Annotated in this window: 19 protein-coding genes and 1 pseudogene; 5 read left to right on the top strand and 15 right to left on the bottom strand. The window is 73.7% G+C overall.

Annotation, left to right across the window (positions count from 1 at the left end):
- Positions 1–70 precede the first annotated feature (70 nt).
- Positions 71–748, bottom strand: a complete 678-nt coding sequence (locus EDD29_RS07085; protein WP_123663471.1) for an enoyl-CoA hydratase/isomerase family protein — start codon at positions 746–748, stop codon at positions 71–73.
- Positions 749–825: 77 nt separating this feature from the next.
- Between EDD29_RS07085 and EDD29_RS07080 the strand changes: the two genes are divergently transcribed.
- Positions 826–1419 (top strand): TetR/AcrR family transcriptional regulator, encoded by a 594-nt coding sequence (locus EDD29_RS07080; protein ID WP_211359588.1) that lies wholly within the window; start codon positions 826–828, stop codon positions 1417–1419.
- A 546-nt stretch (positions 1420–1965) separates the two neighbouring features.
- Here EDD29_RS07080 and aroQ read toward each other — a convergent pair.
- The 7 genes and pseudogenes from aroQ to EDD29_RS07050 form a co-directional block, all read right to left on the bottom strand.
- A complete protein-coding gene (gene aroQ / locus EDD29_RS07075; RefSeq protein ID WP_123663467.1) occupies positions 1966–2397 on the bottom strand; it encodes a type II 3-dehydroquinate dehydratase in 432 nt (143 codons plus the stop codon).
- Positions 2394–3473, bottom strand: a complete 1080-nt coding sequence (gene aroB / locus EDD29_RS07070) for a 3-dehydroquinate synthase (RefSeq protein WP_123663465.1) — start codon at positions 3471–3473, stop codon at positions 2394–2396. The genes aroQ and aroB overlap by 4 nt, the downstream gene beginning before the upstream one ends.
- Positions 3470–3979, bottom strand: a complete 510-nt coding sequence (locus EDD29_RS07065; protein WP_123663463.1) for a shikimate kinase — start codon at positions 3977–3979, stop codon at positions 3470–3472. The genes aroB and EDD29_RS07065 overlap by 4 nt, the downstream gene beginning before the upstream one ends.
- On the bottom strand, positions 3976–5157 hold the full coding sequence (aroC, locus tag EDD29_RS45295) for a chorismate synthase (RefSeq protein WP_170201836.1): 1182 nt from the start codon (positions 5155–5157) through the stop codon (positions 3976–3978). Before aroC ends, EDD29_RS07065 begins: the two co-directional genes overlap by 4 nt.
- A 204-nt stretch (positions 5158–5361) precedes the next feature.
- Positions 5362–5805, bottom strand: a pseudogene (locus tag EDD29_RS45290) (prepilin peptidase); the annotation flags it as partial.
- 176 nt (positions 5806–5981) lie between these two features.
- A complete protein-coding gene (locus EDD29_RS07055; protein ID WP_123663458.1) occupies positions 5982–6671 on the bottom strand; it encodes an SseB family protein in 690 nt (229 codons plus the stop codon).
- A gap of 66 nt (positions 6672–6737) precedes the next feature.
- Entirely contained in the window at positions 6738–7883 is a 1146-nt protein-coding gene (locus tag EDD29_RS07050; protein ID WP_425455009.1) for a pyridoxal phosphate-dependent aminotransferase, read from the bottom strand.
- A gap of 46 nt (positions 7884–7929) precedes the next feature.
- On the opposite strand from EDD29_RS07050, the gene EDD29_RS07045 reads away from it, so the two are divergent.
- Both EDD29_RS07045 and EDD29_RS07040 read left to right on the top strand, forming a co-directional pair.
- Positions 7930–8712 (top strand): carbon-nitrogen hydrolase family protein, encoded by a 783-nt coding sequence (locus EDD29_RS07045; protein ID WP_123663454.1) that lies wholly within the window; start codon positions 7930–7932, stop codon positions 8710–8712.
- Between the two features lie 340 nt (positions 8713–9052).
- A complete protein-coding gene (locus EDD29_RS07040; RefSeq protein ID WP_123663452.1) occupies positions 9053–10579 on the top strand; it encodes a carboxyl transferase domain-containing protein in 1527 nt (508 codons plus the stop codon).
- Positions 10580–10637: 58 nt separating this feature from the next.
- Here the strand turns inward: EDD29_RS07040 and EDD29_RS07035 are convergent, their stop codons facing one another.
- Both EDD29_RS07035 and EDD29_RS07030 read right to left on the bottom strand, forming a co-directional pair.
- Positions 10638–12005 (bottom strand): acyl-CoA synthetase, encoded by a 1368-nt coding sequence (locus tag EDD29_RS07035; protein ID WP_211359587.1) that lies wholly within the window; start codon positions 12003–12005, stop codon positions 10638–10640.
- A gap of 107 nt (positions 12006–12112) precedes the next feature.
- Positions 12113–12742, bottom strand: coding sequence for a DsbA family oxidoreductase (locus tag EDD29_RS07030; RefSeq protein ID WP_123663448.1), 630 nt, complete (start codon positions 12740–12742; stop codon positions 12113–12115).
- A 94-nt stretch (positions 12743–12836) separates the two neighbouring features.
- Between EDD29_RS07030 and EDD29_RS07025 the strand changes: the two genes are divergently transcribed.
- On the top strand, positions 12837–13211 hold the full coding sequence (locus EDD29_RS07025; RefSeq protein ID WP_123663446.1) for an FKBP-type peptidyl-prolyl cis-trans isomerase: 375 nt from the start codon (positions 12837–12839) through the stop codon (positions 13209–13211).
- 71 nt (positions 13212–13282) lie between these two features.
- Here the strand turns inward: EDD29_RS07025 and EDD29_RS07020 are convergent, their stop codons facing one another.
- From EDD29_RS07020 to EDD29_RS07005, 4 genes are all read right to left on the bottom strand, one after another.
- Positions 13283–14455, bottom strand: coding sequence for a DUF6986 family protein (locus tag EDD29_RS07020; protein ID WP_123663444.1), 1173 nt, complete (start codon positions 14453–14455; stop codon positions 13283–13285).
- The gene (locus EDD29_RS07015) at positions 14452–15351 is read right to left on the bottom strand and encodes an aldose 1-epimerase family protein (RefSeq protein ID WP_123663441.1); all 900 of its coding nucleotides are present in this window, start codon (positions 15349–15351) and stop codon (positions 14452–14454) included. Before EDD29_RS07015 ends, EDD29_RS07020 begins: the two co-directional genes overlap by 4 nt.
- A gap of 80 nt (positions 15352–15431) precedes the next feature.
- Positions 15432–15938, bottom strand: coding sequence for an AllF/FdrA family protein (locus EDD29_RS07010; RefSeq protein WP_123663439.1), 507 nt, complete (start codon positions 15936–15938; stop codon positions 15432–15434).
- Positions 15935–16861, bottom strand: a complete 927-nt coding sequence (locus tag EDD29_RS07005; protein WP_123663437.1) for an oxamate carbamoyltransferase subunit AllH family protein — start codon at positions 16859–16861, stop codon at positions 15935–15937. Before EDD29_RS07005 ends, EDD29_RS07010 begins: the two co-directional genes overlap by 4 nt.
- Before the next feature lie 126 nt (positions 16862–16987).
- Between EDD29_RS07005 and EDD29_RS07000 the strand changes: the two genes are divergently transcribed.
- A complete protein-coding gene (locus EDD29_RS07000; RefSeq protein ID WP_123663435.1) occupies positions 16988–18664 on the top strand; it encodes a PucR family transcriptional regulator in 1677 nt (558 codons plus the stop codon).
- Here EDD29_RS07000 and EDD29_RS06995 read toward each other — a convergent pair.
- On the bottom strand, positions 18661–19488 hold the full coding sequence (locus EDD29_RS06995; RefSeq protein ID WP_123670327.1) for a polysaccharide deacetylase family protein: 828 nt from the start codon (positions 19486–19488) through the stop codon (positions 18661–18663). The two genes, EDD29_RS07000 and EDD29_RS06995, sit on opposite strands and share 4 nt — an antisense overlap.
- Between the last annotated feature and the right edge of the window lies 1 nt (position 19489).

Raw genomic sequence — 19489 nt, 5'->3', positions numbered from 1 at the left:
GGTGCCGACCTACCGAATGAGATTCAGTATGCCGGGCGTCATATCCGGATGGTTCAGGTGGGGTGGCCGGTCAGGAGCCCGTGGCCGCGGCCGCGGCCGCGTCCGTGAGCGCGTTCAGCGCGGGCCGGTACAGCGTCCGGCGGATGGCCCCGAAGCTCTTGCCGTCCTTGGCGCCCAGCGCGGTCGCGACCTCGACGGCCTTGGCCAGCACCTCGTCCTCGGCGACGGCGTGGTGGGCGATCCCCGCCGCGACCGACTCGGTGCCCGTGTAGCGGCGGCCGGTCAGCGCGGCCTCGTGCACGGTCTCCTTGGGCAGCTTCGCCTGGATCAGCGCCACCATCGCCGGAGAGAACGGCATCTTCAGGTCGATCTCGGGCAGGCAGAACCAGCCGCGGTCGGCCCGCATGACGCTGAAGTCATGGGCCAGGGACAGCATCCCGCCGCCCGCGAAGGCGTGCCCGTTGACCGCCGCGACGGTCGGCAGGTTCAGGCCGAGCATCCGCGCGTACAGCGCGTGGACGCGGCCTAGATACCAGTCGAACTTGTCTCCGTTGCCCGACAGCCAGTCCAGGTCGAGGCCATTGGAGTAGAACTTGCCCTCGCCGGTGGTCACGAGGGCCTTGGCGGTGCCCTCGACCTCGTCGAGCGCCTTGCCGAAGGCGTCGAGGAAGTCCGGGCTGAACCGGTTCTCCCCCTGGGTCAGGCGCAGGACGAGGACCCCGGACCCGGCGTCGTCGATCTCGATCATGTGTCCTCCGATAGGGGGATCATGCGGCTCTTCGCTGATTATGATGACCGTCATAGGGATACTGGCATAATGAGACAATGAGTGCCAAGCAGCGCATGGTGCGCAGTGCCGCGTACCTGTTCCGGGAACGCGGCTACAGCGGAACAGGATTCCGCGACGTGATCGCGCACAGCGGCGCGCCGCGCGGCTCGATCTACCACCACTTCCCCGGCGGCAAGGTGGAGCTCGCCGTCGAGGCGATGCGCTACGCGGGCGACTTCATCGCGGCGGGCACCGAGTCGGCGATCAGCGAGGACCCGCGCGCGGCCATGCACGCGTTCATCGGCTGGTGGCGGCAGGTGCTGCTGCGCAGCGGATTCCAGGCGGGCTGCCCCATCGCCGCCGTCACCATCGAGTCCCACGAAGAGGCCCCGCAGCTCGCCGAAGCCGCCGCCGCGGCCTTCCGCCGCTGGCGCGAGACCCTCGCCGCGGGCCTCGTCTCCGGCGGCTGCCCGCCCGCCCGCGCCGCCACCCTCGCCACCCTCATCGTCTCCGCCGTAGAGGGCGCCACCATCCTCTCCCGCGCCGCCAAGAACACCGACGCCCTGGACGCCATCGCCGACGAACTCGAATCCCTCGTCGCCTCCGCGATGACCCCGCCGGACCCCCCCGAAGAAACAGACGAGGACTGACCCGCGGCCGACCACGCCCAAGCCGACGGCCCGAGCCCCTCCAGAGCGACGATCGACACCACCCGAGAAGACCGCCCGAACGCCACACGACCCGCGAAAGCGCACCGCGCCCGGGGCTGCGCGATCAACACGCGAGAAGACCGCCCGAAGGCCACAAAGCCCGATAGCGCACCGCATCCGGGCCGACGATCGACACACCCGAGAAGACCGCCCGAACGCCACACGACCCGCCGAACCGCACCGCCCCCCGAACCGCGATCGGCGTCGCCTGCGAAGACCGGTCAAAGGGCGATCGACACCACCCGAGAAGACCACCCGAACGCCACACGACCCGCCGAAGCGCACCGCGCCCCGAACCGCGATCGGCGTCACCTGCGAAGGGCGGTCCAAGGGCGCGGGCCCCGGCGGCGCAGCGCACTCAGCGACGATCAATGCCGGGAGGTCTGCCGATGGGTACGAGGCCCGGCAGAACGCCGCGGCCCCAGACCGCGAGCGGCGTCGCGGGCGGCGGGCGGCGGGCGGGTACGGCCCGCGGCGGAGGCGGGGCTAGAGGAGGTTCTTGAGGGCGTGGAGGGCCAGGACGTAGGAGTTGAGGCCGAAGCCGGCGATGACGCCGGACGCGACGGAGGAGACCACGGAGGTGTGGCGGTACTCCTCGCGGGTGTGGGGGTTGGAGATGTGGACTTCGATGAGGGGGGCCGTGCGCTGGGCGAGGGCGTCGTGCAGCGCGTAGGAGTAGTGGGTGAAGGCCGCGGGGTTGAGGATGATCGGGGTGCGGGCGTCGGCGGCGGCGTGCACCCAGCCGATCATCTCGGCCTCGTCGTCGGTCTGCCGGACCTCGACCTTCAGGCCGAGCTCGGCACCGGTGCGGCGGCAGAGGTCCACGAGGTCGTCGAAGGTGTCGGCGCCGTAGATCTCCGGCTCACGGGTGCCCAGGCGGCGCAGGTTGGGGCCGTTCAGGACCAGGACCGTCGTCACCGCGCCACCTCCAGGTAGGCCGCCTGGAGCAGTTCCTCCGACGGGCCCGCGAGGCGGCCGCACTCGCCCAGGGAGTCCAGCACGACGAAGCGCAGGGTCGCGCCCCGGGTCTTCTTGTCGACGTTCATGACCTCGCGCAGCGCGGGCCAGGCGTCCGCCCGGTAGGAGGTCGGCAGGCCGACCGAGGCGAACACCTCGCGGTGCCGCGCCACGAGGTCGGCGTCGATCCGGCCGGCCAGGCGGCCCAGCTCGGCGGCGTACACGCAGCCGATGGCGACGGCGTGGCCGTGCCGGAAGGCGTAGTGCTCGACCTTCTCGATCGCGTGCGCGAGAGTGTGGCCGTAGTTGAGGATCTCGCGCAGGCCCGACTCCTTCAGGTCCGCGCCGACCACGTCGGCCTTGACCTGGACGGCCCGCTCGACGAGCTCGCGGGTGTGCGGACCGGACGGGGAGGCCGCCCCCTCGGGGTCCTCCTCGACGAGTTCGAGGATCCGCGGATCCCGGATGAACCCCGCCTTGATCGTCTCGGCGAGGCCGGAGATGTAGTCCTCGCGCGGGACCGTGGCGAGCGTGCCGAGTTCGCACAGCACCCCGGCGGGCGGCGCGAAGGCGCCCACGAGGTTCTTGCCCTCGGCGATGTTGATGCCGGTCTTGCCGCCGACCGCGGCGTCGACCATCGCGAGCAGGGTGGTCGGGACCAGGACGCACCGGACGCCGCGCAGCCAGGACGCCGCGGCGAACCCGGCGAGGTCGGTGGCCGCTCCCCCGCCGACGCCGACGATCGCGTCGGAGCGGGTGACGCCGAGCCTGGCGAAGTCCGACCAGAGCCCGGCGAGCACCTCGACGTTCTTGGCCGCCTCGCCGTCGGGCACCGGCAGCGCGTGCACCGCGTACCCGGCGCCGCGCAGGACGTCCAGGACGGGGCGGACCAGCTCGGGCAGGTCCGCGGAGTGGACCACCGCGACCGTCCTGGCCTTCTCCCCGACGAGGGCGGGCAGCTCGCCCAGCACCCCGGTGCCGATCACGACGTCGTAGGGCTGCTCGCCGCTTACCGTGATCCTGCTCGCGTCGCTCATCGCACGGTCTCCAGGGCCGCCGCGATCTCGGCGACGACCTCGTCCTCGGCGCGGCCGGTGGTGGCCGCGGTGATCTCGGCGAGCCGCTGGTAGATCGGCAGCCGCTCGGCCATGAGCTTGCGCAGTTGCGAGCGCGGGTTGAACACCAGCAGCGGGCGCACGGAGTTCAGGCCGACGCGCTTGACCGCCTCTTCCAGGGAGACGTCGAGGTACACCACGCGGTGCCCGGCCAGCAGCTCCTGGGTCTCCGGGGCGAGGATCGCGCCGCCGCCGAGAGCCAGCACCCCGTCGTGTTCGGCGAGCGCGTCACGGACCGCGGCCCGCTCCAGCTCGCGGAAGCGCGCCTCGCCGTCGTCGACGAAGATGTCGCCGACCGGTTTGCCGGTCTTGAGCACGATGTCGGCGTCGGTGTCGCGGAAGTCCACCCCGAGGAGGGCGGCGAGCGCCACCCCGATCGTGGTCTTGCCGCTGCCGGGGGGACCGATGAGGACGGCGCGGGGGCTCACTTGACCACCAGAGACTCGAGGTAGGCGCGGGCGTTGCGCGCGGTCTCCTCCACGGTGTCCCCGCCGAACTTCTCCAGCACCGCGTCCGCCAGGCACAGCGCCACCATCGCCTCGGCGACGACGCCCGCGGCGGGCACCGCCGTGACGTCGCTGCGCTGGTTGATGGCCTTGGCCGGCTCGCCGGTGAGCACGTCGATCGTGTCGAGCTGGCGCGGCACCGTGGAGATCGGCTTCATCGCGGCGCGGACCCGCAGGACCTCGCCGTTGGTCATGCCGCCCTCGATGCCGCCCGCGCGGTTGGTCCTGCGGTGCACGCCCTCGGGGGTGCTCTCGATCTCGTCGTGGGCGCGGGTTCCCGGGCGGCGGGCGGTCTCGAAGCCGTCGCCGACCTCCACGCCCTTGATCGCCTGGATGCCCATGAGGATCCCGGCGAGGCGCGCGTCGAGGCGGCGGTCCCAGTGCACGTAGCTGCCGAGGCCCGGGGGCAGGTTGTAGGCGAGGACCTCTACGACGCCGCCGAGGGTGTCGCCCGCCCTCTTCAGCTCGTCGACGTGCGCGACCATCGCCGCGTCCGTCTCGGCGTGGAAGCAGCGCGCCGGGGTGGCGTCGATCGCCTCCAGGTCCTCCGGGGTCGGCAGCGGGGCGTCCGCGGGCACCGCGATCTCGCCGAGCGAGACCACGTGGCTCAGCACCTCGACGCCGACGGCCTGGCGCAGGAACGCCCTGGCGACCTCGCCGAGGGCGACGCGCGCGGCGGTCTCCCGGGCGCTGGCGCGCTCCAGGACCGGGCGGGCGTCGTCGAAGGCGTACTTCTGGATGCCCGACAGATCCGCGTGACCCGGGCGCGGCCGCGACAGCGGCGCGTTGCGCGCCTGGGCGGCGAGGACGTCGGGGTCGACCGGGTCGGCCGACATCACGGTCTCCCATTTGGGCCACTCGGTGTTGCCGACCTCGATCGCGATCGGCCCGCCGAGGGTCGATCCGTGCCTGACCCCTCCGAGGATCGACACCTTGTCCTGCTCGAACTTCATCCGGGCGCCCCGGCCGTGTCCGAGCCTGCGGCGGCGCAGGCCCTCGGCGACGTCCGCGGACGTCACCCGCACTCCGGCGGGCATGCCCTCGACGATCGCGACGAGAGCGGGCCCGTGGGACTCCCCAGCGGTCAACCAGCGCAACATGACGGCAATTCTTCCACCTTCCGGCGACCGGCCGGGACCGGCGTCCACCTGCTGAGATACGGCGTGCCCCGCGCGGGCGGCCCCGGCTAAGGCCCGCAGCAGGATCGCGGCGAGGGTCCCGGCCAGCAGGAACGGCCCGTAGGGCAGTTCCGAGCCGCGCGTGGCGCGGCCCAGGACGAGCAGCCCGAGCGCCCACACGGCGCCGGAAAGATGGATCACCAGGAGCCCGGTCACGACCGCGGCGACGCCCATCCAGCCGAGCACGAGCCCGAGCGAGACCGACAGGACCACGTCGCCGAACCCGATCCCGCGATCCGGCGAGAACCACCACAGCACCCCGTAGAACCCGAAGAGGGCGACCGCGCCGAGCAGCGCCCCCGCCAGGCTCCGCCCCTCCTGCGGCGAGGCCAGCCACAGCAGCCCGGCCAGCGCGAACGGCAGCGGCAGGGTGAGCGGCTCCGGCAGCGTCCTGGTAGCGGCGTCGACGAACGCGAGGACCGTCCCCACGGCCCCGAGCAGCGCGAACGCGGCGAGCTCCGGCCGCGGCCCGACCCGCCAGAACAGCAGCCCGAGCACAGCCGCGACCACCGCCGCGACCGCCACCGGACGGCCGCGGACGGGCTCGATCCACGACGCCGTCTCGCTCATGGCCGCACACTAACGCGAACCCCCGGCCTCCCGCCGAGCCCCCTGTGGATAACTTTTCCGCGATCTTTCCGGTCCCTGCGCCGGGGCGGGGCGCCGCCGCGCGCGAGCGCGGAGACCGTCGTCGCCCCACGGCGACGTCGGCGCGAGGACCGGGGCCGGGCCGACCGGGAATCGGGTCAGCGGCGGGCGATGCCCAGTTCGACGCCGCCGACGATGCGGCCGCGGAGGACGTCGGCGAGGCGGTCGCCGATGCGGCGGACCGCGGCCTGCTCGTCCATGCCGGGGTCCACGTGGAAGCGGACGGACAGCTCGGTGTCGTCACCGGGGCCGACCCGTACCCCGGTGACGCCGGTCTCCGGGCGGAAGGCCGCCTCGATCGCGGCGAGCACGTCGGGGTCGCGGTGCGGCGGCGGGACGGGCGCGCCCTCGGCCAGCAGGTGCAGGCGGACGCCGTCGACGGCGAACGGGACGGGCCCCGCGACGTCCACGACCAGGGCGTCGGCCCCCTCGTCCAGGGCGGTCCGGCAGGCGTCGCGGGCGTGCGCGGGGACCGGGCGCGCGTCGGCCCGCCACAGCTGGAGGGTCTTCAGCGAGGTGAACGCGAGGACGCCTTTGCGGCCGTCCTGGCCGGTGAGCATCGGCAGGGCGATCTCGCTCTCCTTCTCCCGGCGCAGGCCGTCGACCTCCTCCTCGGAGGTCGCCATCGCGACGATGGGGATGAGCAGCCGGGAGGCGGCCAGCGCCTCCAGCACGGTGTGCTCCGCGGCCCGTCCGCCCGCGTAGGCGGTCAGCGCGGCCTGTAGCCGGGGATCGGCGCTCCCGTCGTCGTCGGGGAACTGCGGCTTGATGAGATTCGGTCCGGACACGCACGGAAGGGTATAGGCATCGGCGCTCACCGAGGGTGCCGTTTCCCTCACCCGTCCGTAGGCGGCTCAGCCGGGAGGGCTTCCCTTGAGCCGGGCGACGGCGGCGTCGATCACCTCGGCGCGCTTGCAGAAGGCGAAGCGCACGTAGTGCCTTCCCCGTGCGGGATCGGCGTAGAAGACCTGCGTCGGGACGCACACGACGCCCGTCCGCTCGGGAAGCGCGCGGGCGAAGGCCAGCCCGTCGTCGTGGCCGAGCGGACGGAGATCCGCCTGGACGAAATAGGTGCCTTCAGGACGAAAGACCTGAAATCCCACGGACTCCAGCCCTTCGATGAGCCGGTCCCGCTTCGCCTGGAGGGAGCGGCGCAGCTCCTCCACCCAGGCCGTCTCGTGGGCGAGCCCGTGGGCGACGGCCTCCTGCCACGGCCCGGCGCCCACGTAGGTGAGGAACTGCTTGACCGTCCGGACCGCCGCGACCAGGGGGGCGGGCGCGCACACCCACCCGGTCTTCCAGCCCGTGACGGAGAAGGTCTTGCCCGCCGAGGAGATCGTCACCGTCCTCTCCCGCATGCCGGGGAAGGACGCCAGGGGCAGGTGCTCCACCCCGTCGAAGACGAGGTACTCGTACACCTCGTCGGTGATCGCCAGAAGGCCGCGATCCACGCAGAGCTCCGCTATCGCGGCGAGCTCCTGCCGGGTGAAGACCGTGCCGCAAGGGTTGTGCGGGGAGTTGACGAGGATGGCCCGGGTGCGCGGGGTGACGGCCCTGCGCAGCTCGTCGGGGTCGAAGGTGAACCTGCCGCCTTCCGGCCGCAAGGTCACCGGGCACAGGGTGGCCCCGGAGAGGGCTACGGAAGCCGCGTAGGAGTCATAGAACGGCTCGAAGGCGATCACCTCGTCACCCGGCCCCACCAGTGCCAGGATCGCCGCCGCGACGGCCTCGGTGGCCCCGACGGTGACGAGGACCTCGGTCTCGGGGTCGTAGGACTGCCCGTACCGGGCCAGCCGCTGCGCCGCCACGGCCTCGCGCAGCACCGGCAGGCCGGGACCCGGCGGGTACTGGTTGCGGCCGCCCTCGATCGCCTCGACGGCCCGGCGCAGGACACCGCGCGGACCGTCCTCGTCGGGGAAGCCCTGGCCCAGGTTGATCGCCCCGGTCGCCGCCGCCAGCGCCGACATCTCAGCGAAGATCGTCGTCCCGAAGCCCCGCATCCGCCCGACCAGTGGTTCGCTCACGGCGCCACCTTAGACTGGCGACATGCGCGCCGCACTCTGCCAGATCGACGTCACCGACGACCCGGCCGTCAACCTCACGGCGGTCCGCGCCGCCCTCGAGGAGGCCGAGGGGGCCGACCTCGCGATCTTCCCCGAGGCGACCCTCGTACGGTTCGGCAACAGCCTGAAGGACTTCGCCGAGCCCTTGGACGGCCCGTTCGTCACCGCGCTGCGGGCCGAGGCCGCCGCCCGGGGCACCGCCTTGATCGTCGGCACCTTCGAGCCCGCGGACGACGGACGCGTCCACAACACGCTCGTCGCGATCGACGCCGAGGGCGCGCTCGCCGGGACGTACCGGAAGATCCACATGTTCGACGCCTTCGCCTACAAGGAGTCCCAGGCCGTCGCGCCCGGAAGCGAACCCGTCGTGGTGGAGCTGGCCGGCGCCCGGATAGGGCTGATCACCTGCTACGACATCCGCTTCCCGGAGCTGGCGCGCGCGCTGGTGGACCGGGGCGCCGACCTGCTCGTGGTGGCCGCCGCCTGGGCCCAGGGCACCTTCAAGGAAGAGCACTGGACGACCCTCGTGCGCGCGCGGGCGATCGAGAACACGATCTGGACCCTCGCGGTCGACCGGGCGCCCGACCTCACCGACCCGCCGCGCGGCGCCCGCATGGGCGTCGGCCGCTCCCTGGCCGTCGACCCCATGGGCACCGTCACCGCCGACCTGGGCCCCTTCCCCGCCATCCGCACCGTCCCGGTCGACCTCACCCTGACCGCCCGGGTCCGCGCCGTCATCCCGTCCCTGAACCACCGCCGCCTCTGACGCCCGCCCGGCATCGCGCCGCACATGACACGCGACGCCGGCCCCGGCCGGCGCCACCACCGAGCAGCGCCCCAGAGCGCTCCGGCGTCCTCCAGCCGAAGCCCGCCCTGGCGCGCGGGTGAAGCCCTCGCTCTGGCGAAGACCCGGCCGCGAAACAGGCGGGGCCACCCGCGCGGTGGGCGCCTCGGGGCACCGCGCCACCTCGGGGCACCGCGCCACCTCGGGATGCCGCGCCACCTCGGGATGCCGCGTCGCGCGGTGGTCGGAGCTGCGCGGAGCGCCGGGGGCCGGGGCGTCCCCGGTGGGGGGTGGGGCGGGGGGCGTTTGGTCTAATCGGGGCGTGGCTGGAGGGAAGAGGACGGCGCGGGAACTGATCGGGCTGACGCTCGACGCGGGGACGTGGGTGTCGTGGGACGGCCCGCCGGAGGAGCCCGACGGGTATGCCGAGGAGCTCGCGGCGGCGCGGGAGCGGTCGGGCTGCGACGAGGCGGTGCTCACCGGTGAGGGGCGCGTCGGCGGACGGCGGGTGGCGCTGATCGTCAGCGAGTTCGCCTTCCTCGCCGGGTCGATCGGGGTGGCCACCGCCGACCGGATCGTCGCCGCCGTAGAACGGGCCGCCCTTGAGGGGCTGCCTTTGCTCGCCGCGCCCGCCTCGGGCGGCACCCGTATGCAGGAGGGCACCTTCGCGTTCGTGCAGATGGCCCGGATCACCGCGGCCGTCATGGCGCACAAAGCCGCCCATCTGCCTTATCTCGTCTACCTCCGGCACCCGACGACGGGCGGAGTCCTCGCCTCATGGGGATCGCTCGGCCATGTGACGGCCGCCGAACCGGGCGCCCTCATCGGCTTCCTCGGCCCGCGCGTCTACGCCGGGCTGTACGGGGAGGAGTTCCCCGCGGGCGTCCAGGTCGCGGAGAACCTCGCCGCACGCGGCCTCGTGGACGCGGTCATCCCGGCCGAGGACTTGCGCCCGGCCGTCATCCGGATCCTCTCCGTCCTGGAAGCGAGGCCGGAGCCTTCGAGCCCGACACCAGGACCTGAGCCTTCAGGCGAAGCGAAGCCGGAGTCTTCGGGCGACGCCAAGTCGGGATCTTCGGGGCCGTCCGAAGGACGAGCCCTTCGGGCGATGCCCTTCGAGCGTTCGATGCGGGCGTGGGACGCGGTGCTGGCGACCCGCGAGCCCGATCGTCCGGGGGTGCGGGAACTGCTGCGCGAGGCCGCGGACGTGACGCCGCTGTCGGGGACCGGCGCGGGCGAGAACGATCCGGGGCTGCGCCTCGCGCTGGCCAGGTTCGGCGGCGCGGGCTGCGTCGTCGTCGGCCAGGACCGGGTCAGCCAGCGGACCGGCCACCCGCTCGGCCCGGCCGGGCTGCGGGTCGCGCGGCGCGGCATGCGCCTCGCCGCCGAGCTGCGGCTGCCGCTCCTGACCGTGGTGGACACGCCGGGCGCCGTGCTGTCGGCCGACGCCGAGAACCGCGGCCTGGCCGGGGAGATCGCCCGCTGCCTCGCCGACCTCATCACCCTCGCCGCCCCGACCGTCTGCCTCCTGCTCGGTGAGGGCACCGGCGGCGCCGCCCTCGCCCTGCTGCCCGCCGACCGGGTCCTGGTCGCCGCCCACGGCTGGCTCACCCCTCTGCCCCCCGAAGGCGCCTCGGTCATCGTCCACCGCACCCCCGAGCGGGCCCCCGACCTCGCCGAGGCCCAGGGCATCACCGCCCCCGACCTCCTCGACCGCGGCATCGCCGACGAGATCGTCCCGGACGCCCCCGCCGCGCTGGCCCCGCTCCTCGAACGCGCCCTCCGCACCGCCTCCGACCTGCCCCCCGAAGGCCGCACCGCGGCCCGCGCCGCCCGCTTCGCCCGCTGAGCCCCCGACACCGGGAATCCGCCCGTCCCCGGTACTCCGGGGACGGGCGGGGGCGGGGTCAGGGGGTGAGGAGTTTCTTTTGGACTTTGCCCAGGGCGTTGCGGGGCAGGGAGTCGACGAAGTGGACGGTCCTGGGGCGTTTGTGGGCGGAGAGATCTCGGGCGACGAAGTCGATGAGGTCGGTCTCCGCGATGCCGTCGGCGATGACGAAGGCGGTGACCTGCTCGCCCAGGTCGGGGTGGGGGGTGCCGATGACGGCGGCCTCGCGTACGGCGGGGTGGGCGAGGAGGGCGGCCTCGATCTCGCCCGCGCCGATGCGGTAGCCGCCGCTCTTGATGAGGTCGGTGGAGGCGCGGCCGACGATCCGGTGCCAGCCGTCCGGGCCGATCGCGGCGATGTCGCCGGTGCGGAACCAGCCGTCGGCGAGGGACTCGGCGGTCGCGTCCGGGCGGTTCAGGTAGCCCTGGAAGACCGTCGGGGTGCGCACGAGGAGCTCGCCGGGGGTCGCGCCGTCGTGCGGCACGTCCTCGCCGTGCTCGCCGACGAGGCGGGTCTCGACCCCGCGCAGCGGCAGGCCGACCTGGCCGGGGCGGCGCTCGCCGTCGTGCCGGGCGCTGACGGTGATCAGCGTCTCGGTCATCCCGTACCGTTCGACGGCCCGGTGCCCGCTGCGCGCGGCGAGCGCGTCGAACACGGGCGCGGGCAGGCCCGCGCTGCCGGAGACCAGCAGCCGGGCGCCGCGCAGCGCCTCGGCCGCGCCGGACTCCACCACCCGCGACCACACGGTCGGGACGCCGAAGTACAGGCTCCCGCCCGCCTTCGCGTACGCCTCGGGCGTCGGCCTTCCGGTGTGCACCAGACCGGACCCTACGCGCAGCGCCCCGAGGACACCGAGGACGAGCCCGTGCACGTGGAAGAGCGGGAGGCCGTGGACGAGGAGGTCGTCCGGCGTCCACGCCCACGCCTCGGCGAGCGCGTCGAGGTCGGCGGCGATGGCGGCCCGGGAGACCATGACGCCCTTCGGCGCGCCGGTGGTCCCGGACGTGTAGAGGATCAGCCCCGTCGCGTCCTCGGACGGCTCGGGGAAGGCGCCCGACCCGGAGCCCGTCGAAGGCACCGTGGGAAGGCCGAAGACCTCCCCATCGGAGGGCGCCCCCACCAGGAGCTCGGCCCCTGAGTCGGCGAGGATGTGCCCGCGCTCGGCGGGCCCGGAGTCCGGCGGCACCGGCACCACGGGCACCCCGGCGACCAGCCCGCCGAGCACCGCCGCGACCGTGTCGACGCTCGCCGTCGCGTTCACCGCGACGGCCCGCGCCCCGCCGATCCGCCCGGCGACGGCCCGCGCCCGCCCCGCCAGCTCCTCCCGCGTCACCTCGACCCCGGCGACGCTCACCACCCCGTCGCGTTCCGCACCCAGCAATCCCATGCCGCCCATCCTCCCGCCTCCCCCGAAAGGGCCGCACCGCAGGGCCCGCCGCCGACCGGGCGCCACCCGGCCACCGCCGTGCCGGAGGGCACGGCGGTCGCGCGCCGCTAGAGCTTCGAGGCGACTTCGCGGAGGGCTTCGGCGAAGACCTCGGTGGGCTGGCCGCCGGAGACGGCCCACTTGCCTTCGAAGAGGAAGAAGGGCACGCCGCTGATGCCCAGCCGACGGGCCTCGTCGATCTGGGCGGCGACCTCGGGGGCGCCCTCCGCGGAGGCCAGGAGCGCCCGGACGCGGTCGGCGGGCAGGCCGGCCTCTGCGGCGAGCTCCACGAGGGTCTCGGGAGCGTTCAGGTCGCGGCCTTCGGCGTGGTGGGCGCGGAAGAAGCGGGCGACGACGGCGTCCTGGACGCCTTCCTCGCCGGCGAGCCAGATGACGCGGTGGGCCTGGAGGCTGTTGATCTGCCGGGCCAGCTCGGGCTCGAACGGCAGTCCGGCGTCCTCGGTGAGGGCGCGCAACCGCTGGTGCGCGGCGTGCACCTTGTCGGCGCCGCCGAACTTCTCGGCGAGGACCGTGCTCGCGAGGCCCGCCTCGGGCTCGGCCGGGGACGACGGGTCGAGCTGGAACGGGCGCCAGACGATCTCGACCTCGCCGGGGAACTCCTCGACGGCCTGACGGAAGCGGGCCTGTCCGAGATAGCACCAAGGGCACACCACGTCGGAATAAATCTCGATTTTCACCCCGGTGCCAACACCATGACCTGGGCCCGCATTCCCGCCCGTGGACCGGTAGCCTCGTGCGGTCCGAGATCCACCACCGAGGAGCACACAAGCGATGGCGCTGACCAAGCCCGAGATCGACTTCCCCGAGGGCAACCCGCCCGCCAACCTGGAGATCACCGACCTGGTGGTCGGCGAGGGCGACGAGGCCAAGAAGGGCCACCAGGTCCACGTCCACTACGTCGGCGTGGCCTTCTCCACCGGCGAGGAGTTCGACTCCTCCTGGAGCCGCAACGAGGCGTTCGTCTTCCCGCTCGGCGCGGGCCGCGTCATCAAGGGCTGGGACATGGGCGTGGCCGGCATGAAGGTCGGCGGCCGCCGCAAGCTGGTCATCCCCGCGCACCTGGGCTACGGCGCGCGCGGCGCGGGCGGCGCGATCGGCCCGAACGAGACGCTGATCTTCGTGGTCGACCTGCTCGGCGTCAGCTGAGACCCGGGCACGTCGGAAAGGGGACCCACCGCGAGGCGGGTCCCCTTTCCCGTGCCGAACCGTGCCGCGCGTCAGCCCTGGAGGACCTCGGGGTCCAGCGCGCCGCAGGCGACGCCCCGCTGGAGCCGGTCGAGCAGCGCGGCCGAGCGCTCCGGCGCGGCCTCGAGCCGCCCGATCGCCGCCTCCACCCCGCTGAGGTGGAAGTCGAACAGCGCGGCATAGCGGGCGGGCAGGTGCGCCGGATCGGTGTCCCAGCCCTGGTAGAAGCCGTGCGCGAGGGAGTGCCTGACCTCGGTGGCGTGCGCCTGCCAGGCCGGGACGACCTCGTCGGCCGAGTCGTCCCTGGGCGTCAGGTGCGGGGGCCCGTCGGACAGCCGGACGCCCCAGCCCGCCGTCGTCGTCTGGAGGACGTGCCGGGCGAAGTCGCAGACGGGGTGGTCGAGCCGCCGCTGCTCCTCGGGCAGGCCGAGCGCCGAGGCGTAGTCGAGCCCGCCGAAGTGGACGGTCTGGATCCGGCCCTGCCCGGAGACCAGGACCCGCCGGACGCCGAGCCCGCCGCGCTGGTCGGCGAGGCCCGCGGGCGCGTCGATCTGCACCTCGAAGCGCAGTGTGCCGTTGGGCAGGCCGAGTGCGGCCTCCAGCCTGTCGAGGAAGTCGGTGAAGACCGCGACCTGCTCGGCCCCCGTGACGTCCGGCAGGGTGATGGTGAAGCCGCCGGGAAGCCTTCCGAGCCTGTCGCGCAGGGAGGTGAGGAAGCCGTCGAGGGTCCGCATCGCCCGCGCGTGCCCGCCGCCGGAGAACGACTTGACGCGCACGCCCCAGAAGTGCGGGAGCTGCTGGGCGTTGTAGGAGGTCGCGACGGCCTCGACGACCTGCTCGACGTGCCCGTCCTCCTCGGTGTCCGACCACCGGTCGCCGTAGGCGGGGCCGAAGTCGATGCGCAGATCCTCGATCGGCTCGCGCGCGAGCTTGGCCGCCACCCGCGCCCGGATCTGCCCGGCCAGCGACGGGTCGAGCATGAACGACGCGCCGAACGAGCCGTCGCCCGGCGTGTGCTTGTTGAGCAGCCGCAGCGCCTGCGCGCCCCAGTCGGCGGTGGTGGTGCGCGAGAAGCGGTCGGCCGGGACGAACACCGTGTGGACGGGCTGGCGGCCCTCTGCGGTACCGGTGCGGCCCGCCGACGCCGCGGCCAGTGCGCGGACCCGCTCTGCCAGATCGTCGGTCGTGGAGACGCTGAGGTTCACAAGGAGATGATCCCCCAAGAACTGGCGAACGCGTCACCTGGTTTGAGAGTGATGAGGTCCACTCCGGTGTTGAAGGCGTTCGGCGGGCAGGTCATCGGCTCCGCGGCGAGGCCCGTACGGGCGCGTTCGCCCATGTGGTCGGCGGTATAGAGCTGGAGCCACGGGTGGCCGTCATCGGCCCACAGCCCGACGGTGCGGCCGCCGCCCGACAGGCCCACCCAGGCGCGGCCGTCGGCGAACTCCAGGCCGGTGTAGGCGGTGTCGATGCGGCGGGCGCCGAAGACGCCGCCGGAGCTGAGGTCGTACCGGGTGCCCGCGACGGGCACGGGCGCGCCGGACGGGATGAGCCGCTCGTTCACGGGCTGGTAGTGGCTGGCCCCGAACGTCACGGTGCACTCGTCGAGCGGCCGGCCGACGGTGAGGTACGGGTGGGCGCTCTGCCCGTAGGGGGCGTTGCGGGTGCCCGCGTTGGCCGCGCCGAGCCGGACGGTCAGGCCGGTGCGCGCGTCGAGGGAGTAGGTGACCGACAGGTCGAGCCGGTAGGGGTAGCCGGGGCGGCCGAGCAGCCGGTGCACGAGGGTGACGCGGTCGGCCTCGTGCTCGGTGACGGTCCACGGCTCCCACCGGACCAGGCCGTGGATCGCGCAGTCGCGGTCCGGCTCGGTGATCGGGGTGTGCTGCTCGACTCCCTCGAAGACGTAGGTGCCGTGCGCGATGCGGTTGGGCCACGGGGCGAGGATCTGCCCCGCCGCGCCGTCGACCACCTCGTCCGGGGCGAAGCCGATGACGAGGGGGGCGCCCTCGTGCGTCAGCTCCCGCAGGCTGCCGCCCTGCTCGGTGGCCGCGGCCCGGTAGCCGCCCGCGGCGATCTCGTACTGATTCCCCGAAAGCATCATGGTGACATTCTCGCGGAACGCGCGCCCTGCAAGATCCCTCCGGCGGCCACATCTCCCTGACCTGGGAGCGAGAACGGGATCTAAAGGACGTCCAGGCGGGCGAGCACGAACCGTGCCTCGCCGGGCGCCGCCGAGACCACGGGCTTGCCCAGCCGTCGGGCGGCCTCGCGCAGTAGGGCCGCGACTTCCCCTGCGGGGCGTTCCGCGGCCAGCACCACCGCCTCTATGACGGGATCGGCGTCGAACGCCGCGAGGGCCTGGAGGGTGGCCCGGCCGCAGACCGCCGCGGACAGGTCGCGGGAGCCGACGGGAAGGACGCGCCCTCCCTTTTCCGCGAGTACCTCGACGACCTCCGCGGTGGCCTCGGGCGAGACCCCTACGACGCCGTAGGGGCCGGGTGGAAGAGAACCCGTGCAGGCGCAGGGCCCGAGGACGAGTCTGCCGAGCATCGCCGCCTCGTCCTTGAGCGCGATCTCCTGCGCGACCGAGAGCTCCTCCCCCGGGAGCAGTACATCGCGTCCGCCGTGCAGGGCGTCCAGCGCGGCGCGGTAGGCGTCCGGTCCCCCGACCGTCAGGGGTGGGGTCACGCGGTCGCCCGGCGCACGGCTTCGCCGCGCAGCGCCAGGGTGGCCCGCGCCCCCGCGAGCAGTCCCCAGGCGAGATCCTGACCTCCGGCGCGGCCGGGCCTGGCCAGCCGCCCCACGGCGGGGACGAGCTGTTCACGCCCGGCAAGGCCGCGCAGCACGGCGGCGGCCTCGGCGGCGGGCCTTCCGGCCGCGGCGCAGTGCAGCGCGGCCGCGCCCATGGGCGTCGTGCGGGTCTCGGTGTCGGCGGTGACGGCCGCGGCGAGCCAGCCCGCGAGCCAGACGGCCCGGCCGCCGCCGTCGAGGACCGAGCCCAGCAGGCGCAGCGAGAGGAGCAGGCCGGCGAGGACGTCGTCGCCGCTGGGCGTGAGGCCGGGCCCGAGCCCGACGATCCGCTCGGCGGCCGGGACGGCGCGGGCGAGGTCGCCGGCCGCGCAGTGCGCGGCGAGCGCCGCGGGGCCGGGGTGCCCGGCGAGCCCGCAGGCCGCCGGGTCGAGCACGTTCTCCAGGGCCATGACGGAGTGGCGCAGCCCCGCCGTGGTGAGCGGCCCGAGGACGGGCCGGGGATCCCACCAGCGTTTGACCCGGACCCCGAAGTCGCCGGCCTCGACCAGCCCGTCCCCCACCCACGCCTCGTCGCCTTCGCGGACTCCGGCGAAGGGCTGGTGGCGCGAGACGGACGGCACGATCACGGAGTTGGCGGGGCGGGCCTCGTCGGATCCGGCCAGCACCACCACCCGCGGGTCGGCGCCGGATTTCAGCAGCAGGTACACCGACGACGGGAACACCGCGACGACCCGGGCGGGCGTGCGCGGCCGTTCCAGGACCTCGCGCAGGGCGAGGCTGGCCGCGCCCGGCACGGGGGGCAGGCTCGTTCCGTCGGCAGGTTCGGTCACCAGGAGCCGGGGAGCCGGGCGGTCCGTCACGGGCTTGTTCCTCCAGGGGTCGGCGCGTTGAACGGACGTTAACGCTCGTTCACACGATGGCCGTATGGAGAAAGTTGCCAAGGATACTTGTCATCCTTCGTCTTTCTTGTGATGGTTACACCTCCGATGGAAACACGCACCGACCTCTGGACCCGCAGGACCGGCGAGACCCACACCGTCCCGCCGCGGCTGCGCCTCGCCAGCACGGGCACCCTGAAATACGGCCTCCCCGTCCGCGAGGTGCTCGGCGTGTCCACCCTCGCCGACGCCGAACTCGTCGCGGGCGCGGCGGGGCTCGACCGGATCGTGCAGCGCCTGAACGTCATGGAGGTGCCGGACGTCCTGGCCTGGGTGAAGCCGAACGAGCTGCTCCTCACCACCGGATACCCGCTGCGCAACCGGCCGGAGGCGCTCGGCCACCTGGTGACGGGGCTGAACGAGCGGGGCGTCGCGGCCCTCGCCGTCAAGCCCGGGGCCTATCTTGACGAGCTGCCGAAGGAGATGCTGGCGCGCGCCGACCGGCTCGGCTTCCCGCTCATCCAGCTCCCCGAGCACGTCGGCTTCGACGACATCCTCAACCAGGTGCTCACCGACATCCTCAACCGGCAGGCCGCGATCCTCGCCCGCACCGAGGAGGTGCACCGCGCGCTCGTCCAGATCGTGCTGGCCGGAGGCGGACTGCCGGAGGTGACGGCGGAACTCGCCGAACTCCTCGACGGCGCCGTGCTCGCGCTGGACGGCGACGAGCGGGTCCTGGCCGGGGCCGGTTCCGCCGCCGACCTGAAGACCCTCGAGCTCTGGCTGGAGCGCCACCACGGCCTCGGCCTGCACGGCGACCGGGTGGTCGTGCCCGTCGCCGCGGCGGGTGAGGACCACGGCCTGATCGCCGCGTACTTCCCCGGCCGCGAGCTGAGCGACACCGAGGTCGGCATCCTGGAGCGGGCCGCGACCGTCGCCGCGCTCGTCGTCACCAAGCAGCAGGCCGTCGCGGCGGTGGAGAGCAAGTACCGCGCCGACTTCCTGCGCGACGTCCTGGCCGGCCGGGCCGGGGACGCCGAGCGGGTCGTCGCGCACTGCGCCGGGTTCGGCTGGGATCTCGCCAGGCCGGTCGCGGTGATCGTCGCCTCACCCGATCTGGAGTCCGACGGGTCGGCCGTCCCCGTCCGGCAGCCGGACAGCGCCAAGCACGCCCAGGAAAGGCTGGCCGCGGCCTGGGCCGCCGCCGTGCGCCGCCGGGACCGGGACGCCGCGGTCGCCGCGTTCGCGCACGAGGTCGTCGCGGTCGTCGGCCTGCCCGCCGAGGGCACGCTCGCCGATCTCGTGGCCGGGCTGGTCCGGGAGGTCTCGACCGCCGAGGGCCTGGAGTTCACGACCGGGGTGAGCCGCCCGGCGCCGGGCCCCGCGACGCTGCCTGAGGCCTACGACCAGGCCGGCAAGGCGGTCCGGGTGGGCAGGCAGCTGCACGGGCCGGGCGAGACCGCGCACTTCGACGCCCTGGGCGTCTACCGGCTGCTCAGCCTCGTGGACGACAGCGCGGAACTGCACGCGTTCGTCGCCGAGACCCTGGGCGACCTCGCCGGGGACGCCGATCCCGAGGCCGCGGACCTGCGCCGCACCCTCCAGGTGCTCCTGGAGACCAACCTCAACGTCGCCGAGACCGCCCGCCGCCTGCACTTCCACTACAACACCCTGCGCTACCGCATCGGCAAGCTGGAGCGCATGCTCGGCCCGTTCACCGAGGACCCGCACCTCCAGCTCAACGTCAACCTGGCGCTGCGGGTCCTGCGGATGCGCGGCATCTAGCCCGGGGCGTTGCCGCCCAGCGACACCGGGAGGTAGTTCTCCAGGGCCGCGGGCTTGAAGCCCTGCTCCTCGATCCAGCCGAGCATCGTCGTCATCTGCTTGGCCAGGCCCTTGCGGTAGTGCATGAGGATGATGTCGCCCGGCTTGAAGCCCTGGCCTCCGTCGCCGCGCGCGAACGCGTCGGGGACGCCCTGGGGCGAGGTGGTGCCGTTGTAGTACTCCGCCGACCACAGGATGATCGACTTCAGGCCGCACTCCTTGGCCACCTGCTTGGTGGTGTCGTTGAAGGCGCCGAAGGGCGGGCGGAAGATGGCGGGACGGCGGGCGTACTGCTGCTCGATCGCGTCGGACGCGCCGCAGATCTCCTTCTTCTGGCCCTCGGCGTCCAGCCCCGGGAGGTTGGCGTGGTTGACGGTGTGGTTCTCCATCTGGGAGCCGGCGTTCTTGAGCGCCCAGAAGTAGGGACCGTGCATGGGGATGTAGGAGGTCGTGAGGAAGGTCAGGATCGGGACCTTCCGCTCCCGGATGATCTTGACGAACTCCGCGTCGTACTCGTAGCCGTCGTCGATCGTCAGGAAGACGACCTTGTCCTGCGTCTCTATATTGGTGATGACGGGCGGCAGTCCGTCGGCAGAGGCGGCGGGCAGGGTGTAAGAACCCTTCGCCGGGAGGGTCCAGTCCTGATCCGGGATGACCGCCGCGGCCCGCACCTCGGCCGCGTCCGGGCCGCCGAGGGCCGCCGACCGAATCGAGGGCCACACTCCGGCGGCGACCGCGAGGGCCACCGCGACAGCACTGGACAACAGGGGGAATCCGCCGCGCATG

Source organism: Actinocorallia herbida, from assembly GCF_003751225.1.
Lineage (GTDB): Bacteria > Actinomycetota > Actinomycetes > Streptosporangiales > Streptosporangiaceae > Actinocorallia > Actinocorallia herbida.
The sequence above is the reverse complement of the archived record's forward strand: the minus strand, read 5'-3'. Positions and strand labels throughout refer to the sequence as shown.